Here is a 5,902-nt window from a genome sequence, read left to right as displayed (position 1 = left end):
CGCCGCGGCGGTCAAGGCTGATCGCTGCGACATCTATACCGACGTCGACGGGGTCTACACCACCGATCCGCGCATCGAGCCCAAGGCGCGGCGGCTGGCCAAGATATCGTTCGAGGAAATGCTTGAAATGGCTTCGCTCGGCGCCAAGGTTCTGCAGGTGCGTTCGGTCGAGCTTGCCATGGTGCACAGGGTGCGTACCTTCGTGCGGTCGTCCTTCGACGATCCCGACGCGCCCGGAATGGGGGATTTGCTCAATCCGCCCGGAACGCTCATTTGCGACGAGGAAGAGATCGTGGAACAGCAGGTCGTCACCGGAATTGCCTACGCCAAGGATGAAGCGCAGATTTCGCTGCGCCGGGTCGGCGACCGGCCGGGCGTTGCCGCCGGCATCTTCGGGCCGCTGGCCGAGGCCAACATCAATGTCGACATGATCGTCCAGAACATTTCCGAGGACGGCAAGTTCACCGACATGACCTTCACCGTGCCGTCGGGCGATGTCGACAAGGCGCTGGCCGTGCTTGAACGCCTCAAGGCTTCGATCGGCTACGATGTCGTGCAGTCGGAAGCCGGCATGTCGAAGGTTTCGGTCATCGGCATCGGCATGAGGAGCCATGCCGGCGTCGCCGCCACCGCTTTCAAGGCGCTGGCCGACAAATCGATCAACATCCGCGCCATCACGACCTCCGAGATCAAGATTTCGATCCTGATCGACGGTCCGTATACGGAACTTGCGGTTCGTACTTTGCATTCCGTCTACGGTCTGGATAAGCAGTAGCGAGAACGATTTGAGTTGTTGCGTGTGCGCCGGTCGCGGTGGAAACTGCGGCGGGCAGAATGCCCATTGGAGAAGAAGCCGCGATGCGTGATCAGGCCAGTGGCCCGCGCGTTTTGCTCAAACGGCTCCGCGAGCTCATGCAGGAGCCGCTGGAGCCGCAGGAGCGGCTTGACCGGATCGTGCGCGACATCGCCTCCAACATGGTCGCGGAAGTCTGCTCGCTCTATGTGCTGCGCGCCGATTCGGTGCTCGAACTCTACGCTACCGAAGGTCTGAACCCGAACGCCGTCCATTTGGCGCAGTTGCGGCTGGGCCAAGGCCTGGTCGGCACGATCGCCGCCAGCGCGCGGCCGCTCAACCTGTCCAATGCGCAGGAACACCCTGCCTTCGCCTATCTGCCTGAGACCGGGGAAGAGATCTACAACTCGTTCCTCGGCGTGCCGGTGCTGCGGGCAGGGCGCACGCTGGGCGTGCTGGTGGTGCAGAACAAGACCATGCGCCACTACCGCGACGACGAGGTCGAGGCGCTGGAAACCACGGCGATGGTGATCGCCGAGATGATCGCCACCGGCGATCTGGCGCGGCTGACCCGGCCCGGCCTCGAACTCGATCTGCGCCGCCCTGTCAGCTTCACCGGCCTGTCCTTCAATGAAGGCGTCGGGCTCGGCCATGTCGTGCTGCACGAGCCGCGCATCGTCGTCACCAATCTGTTCAACGAAGACAGCGAGGAAGAGGTCCGCCGCCTCGAGACCTCACTCAGCTCGCTCAGGCTGTCCATCGACGACATGCTGGAACGCCGCGACGTCGCCTTCGAAGGCGAGCATCGCCAGGTGTTGGAAGCCTATCGCATGTTCGCCAACGATCGCGGCTGGGTGCGGCGGCTGGAAGAGGCCATCCGCAACGGCCTGACGGCCGAAGCGGCGGTGGAAAAGGTGCAGAGCGACATGCGCGCCCGCATGCTGCACATGACCGATCCCTATCTGCGCGAGCGGATGAGCGATTTCGACGACCTCGCCAACCGCCTGCTGCGTCAGCTGATGGGGCGCGGGCCGGAAGATGTCGCCGCATCGCTGCCGAAGGATGCCATCATCGTTGCCCGTTCAATGGGGGCTGCCGAGCTGCTCGATTACCCCCGCGACAAGATGCGCGGGCTGGTGCTCGAGGATGGTGCCGCGACCAGCCACGTCGTCATCGTCGCACGCGCCATGGGCATCCCCGTCGCCGGCCAGATGAAGGGCGCCGTTTCCATGGCGGAAAACGGCGATGCCATCATTGTCGACGGCGAAGAGGGCGTGATCCATTTGCGGCCGCAGCCTGACCTGGAAGCCGCTTATGCCGAAAAAGTGCGCTTCAGGGCGCGCCGGCAAGAGGTCTACCGCGAACTGCGCAAGAAGCCGTCGACGACCAGGGACGGTGTCCAGGTCGATTTGCTGATGAATGCCGGTCTCGCCGTCGACCTGCCGCAGCTTGCCGAAGCGGGCGCGGCCGGCATCGGCCTGTTCCGCACCGAATTGCAATTCATGGTCGCCTCGACATTTCCCCGGGCCGAAGCCCAGGAAAAGCTGTACCGCGACGTGCTCGAAGCGGCGCGCGGCAAGCCGGTCACTTTCCGCACCATCGACATTGGCGGCGACAAGGTGCTGCCCTATTTCAAGGGTGCGATCCAGGAAGAGAACCCGGCGCTTGGCTGGCGGGCGATTCGCCTGACGCTTGACCGGCCGGGGTTGTTGCGCACCCAGATCCGCGCTTTGCTCAAGGCCAGCGGCGGCCGCGAATTGAAGCTGATGCTGCCGATGGTGACCGAGCTGGGCGAGATCGCCCAGGCACGCGAGATCATCGATCGCGAGGTGCGGCATTTGTCGCGCTTTGCCCATCATTTGCCGACCAGCCTGAAGCTGGGCGCGATGTTGGAAGTTCCGTCGCTGTTGTTCCAGCTCGATGAATTGATGAAGGCGGTCGATTTCGTCTCGGTCGGTTCGAACGACCTGTTCCAGTTCGTCATGGCCGTCGACCGTGGCAACACGCAATTGGCAAACCGCTTCGACACGCTGTCGGCGCCGTTCCTGCGTGTGCTCAAGCAGATCGCCGATGCCGGCGTCCGCAACAATACGCCGGTGACGCTGTGCGGCGAACTCGCCGGCAAGCCGATCTCGGCGATGGCGCTGATCGGCCTCGGTTTCCGTTCGATCTCGATGTCGCCGGCCTCGATCGGTCCGGTCAAGGCGATGCTGACGGAACTGCCGCTGGACGAGTTGAAGGCGTTTTTCGACGACAATCTGATGGCTCCGGCACAGGGCTTGCCGATGCGGGCGCTGCTGCAGGCCTTTGCCGACGACCGTTCGATCCCATTGTAGCAGCCTCATCATGGTCAATTTGCCCCGCGATCGTATGGATCAAGTCGTCAAGCGTTTCGAGATGCTCGAAGCGCAGATGTCGGCTGGTCCGGCGCCGGATGCCTATGTGCGCATGGCGTCCGAATATGCCGAAATCCAGGATATGGTGGCCAAGGTCAGGGCATTGCGCCTGGCCGAGCGTGAACAGGCCGATCTGGAAGCCATGCTTGCCGACAAGGGCACCGATGCCGAGATGCGGGCGCTCGCCGAGGCCGAGTTGCCGGAGATCGAGGAGCGCATCGAGGCATTGCAGAAGGATATCCAGATCCTGCTGTTGCCCAGGGATGCCGCCGACGACAAGAACGCCATTCTCGAAATCCGCGCCGGCACCGGCGGTGACGAGGCCGCGCTGTTCGCCGGCGACCTGTTTCGCATGTATGAGCGCTACGCCGCCGAACGCGGCTGGCGTTTCGAAACCGCCTCGGCCAGCGATGGCGACGCCGGCGGCTTCAAGGAAATCATCGCCACCGTGTCGGGCAAAGGCGTCTTTGCGCATCTGAAATTCGAATCCGGCGTGCACCGCGTGCAGCGTGTGCCGGCAACGGAGGCCAGCGGGCGCATCCACACCTCGGCCGCAACCGTCGCGGTGCTGCCCGAAGCCGAAGAGGTCGACATCGACATCAGGGCCGAAGACATCCGCATCGACACGATGCGCGCCTCGGGTTCGGGCGGCCAGCACGTCAACACCACCGATTCGGCCGTCCGCATCACCCATCTGCCAACCGGCATCATGGTCGTGCAGGCGGAGAAATCGCAGCATCAGAACCGCGCCAAGGCCATGCAGATCCTGCGTGCCCGGCTCTATGATCTGGAGCGCGGCAAGGCCGACGAGGAGCGTTCCGAATCGCGCAAGTCGCAGGTCGGTTCCGGTGACCGCTCGGAGCGCATCCGCACCTATAATTTCCCGCAAGGCCGCGTCACCGACCATCGCATCAATTTGACGCTCTACAAGCTCGACCGGGTGATGATGGGTGAACTCGACGAGATCATCAACGCGCTGATTGCCGATCACCAGTCGAAATTGCTCGCCGACATCGGCATCGATGACTGACCTGCCCGACGCACTCGGCCCGCTGCTGCGGGAAGCGTGGGCCCGGCTTGGCACCACTGTCGACGACCCGGCGCTCGATGCGCGGCTGATCGTCGAGCATTTTTCGGGCACGACGCGCACGCAAGCCATTGCGGACCCTGAACGCAGGCTCGGCGCCGGCATTGTTGCCGAAATCGATGCCGCCCTGAGACGCCGCGCTGGCGGCGAACCGGTGCATCGCATCCTCGGCTATCGTGAATTCTACGGTTTGCGCCTGTCGCTGTCGCCGGAAACGCTGGAGCCGCGGCCGGATACCGAAACGCTGGTCGAGGCGATATTGCCCTTCGTCAAGGCAGTTGCGGCGCGGGAAGGCGGGTGCCGCATCCTCGATCTTGGCACCGGCACCGGCGCCATTGCGCTGGCGCTGCTCAGCGTCGTACCGACGGCTAGCGCCACCGGCGTCGATCTGTCCGCAGGTGCGCTGGCGACGGCGGCCAGTAATGCCGGGAAACTGGGTCTTGCAGACCGGTTCACGGCGCTGCAGTCGGACTGGTTCGAAAAAGTTTTCGGCCGGTACCATGTAATCGCCGCAAACCCTCCCTATATAACCACCGAAGACATTGGAAATCTGCAGGACGAAGTCCGCAATTTCGACCCGCGCCTGGCCCTGGATGGCGGCGCGGACGGTCTGAACCCCTACAGAACCATCGCTGCGGAAGCGGCAAGGTTTTTGGAAACTGAAGGCAGGATTGCGGTCGAGATCGGCCATACGCAACGCAACGAGGTCTGCGAGATATTCGCTGCAGCCGGCTACGTGTCGGGCGGTGCTTTTCGTGACCTCGGCGGAAATGACAGGGTTATTGTCTTTGAAAGGATAAAGCCTTGACGCAGTGCAAAAAAGCGCTTGGCAATGCCGGGGAATGCGGCTAGGGTCGCCTTAACCGGATGAGACGAAGCAGGCAGTGCTCTTAGTGATTCGGTTTTCCTTGGAAATAGCTGCCTTCTTGCGCAAACGATGCCCAAGCTTCGTGCGGGAATCGTCCGGCAAGTGATGTAACCGGAACAGGATGGCACGTGGCGCCAACGCAATCGATGCGGGCGAACGCCGGTGAAGAGACGAAACGGCTGGCTGCATGAGCGCCTCCGTTCGTGAAGAGTTTTTCGAAAATTTCAAAATGAAGAGAGTTTGATGAGGCCACAACAGCAGAACAGGCGCATGCGCGGTCGCAATAATAATGGCGGCGGCGGTGGTAACAATAACAACAACAATAACAACAACAACCGCAAGGGGCCTAATCCCCTGACGCGCAACTACGAGAGCAATGGCCCGGATGTGAAGATCCGCGGTTCGGCTCAGCAGATCGCCGAAAAGTACGCCACCCTTGCCCGCGATTCTCACAGCTCCGGCGACCGGGTCATGGCGGAGAACTATCTCCAGCACGCCGAGCATTACAATCGCATCATCGCGGCCGCACAGGCGCAGATGCCGATCCAGAACGCGCAGCAGAATCGTGATGATTTCGACGATGACGGCGACGAGGACCGCGACGATTTCGACAATGGCGGCAACAACAGCAACACTGTTTCCGATGCCCAGATCCCGGTGATCAACCATGGCGCCGGCCCGCAGCCGGTCATCGAAGGGACGCCGGCCGAGGTTGCGCTCAACCGGGAAGGTGGCCGCGAGGCCCGTGATAATAATGG

At 62.7% G+C, this 5,902-nt stretch carries 5 protein-coding genes; all 5 read left to right on the top strand.

What is annotated here, in order from left to right; translation table 11 throughout:
* Positions 1-775 (top strand): aspartate kinase (locus EN984_RS19600; protein ID WP_127383887.1); only part of this gene is annotated, 775 nt, incomplete at its 5' end.
* 83 nt (positions 776-858) lie between these two features.
* Positions 859-3,129: a phosphoenolpyruvate--protein phosphotransferase gene (ptsP, locus tag EN984_RS19595; RefSeq protein WP_027038177.1), complete on the top strand. Its 2,271-nt coding sequence runs from the start codon at positions 859-861 to the stop codon at positions 3,127-3,129.
* A 10-nt stretch (positions 3,130-3,139) separates the two neighbouring features.
* The gene (prfA, locus tag EN984_RS19590) at positions 3,140-4,219 is read left to right on the top strand and encodes a peptide chain release factor 1 (protein ID WP_127266723.1); all 1,080 of its coding nucleotides are present in this window, start codon (positions 3,140-3,142) and stop codon (positions 4,217-4,219) included.
* Positions 4,212-5,084, top strand: a complete 873-nt coding sequence (prmC, locus tag EN984_RS19585; protein ID WP_127266724.1) for a peptide chain release factor N(5)-glutamine methyltransferase — start codon at positions 4,212-4,214, stop codon at positions 5,082-5,084. Before prfA ends, prmC begins: the two co-directional genes overlap by 8 nt.
* A 303-nt stretch (positions 5,085-5,387) precedes the next feature.
* On the top strand, positions 5,388-5,902 hold a 515-nt coding region (locus EN984_RS19580; protein WP_127277451.1), incomplete at its 3' end, for a DUF4167 domain-containing protein.

The organism is Mesorhizobium sp. M7A.F.Ca.CA.004.12.1.1 (assembly GCF_003997835.1).
In the GTDB taxonomy this organism is placed as follows: domain Bacteria; phylum Pseudomonadota; class Alphaproteobacteria; order Rhizobiales; family Rhizobiaceae; genus Mesorhizobium.
Note: the sequence above shows the minus strand (reverse complement) of the source record. Positions and strands in the feature narration are given on the sequence as shown.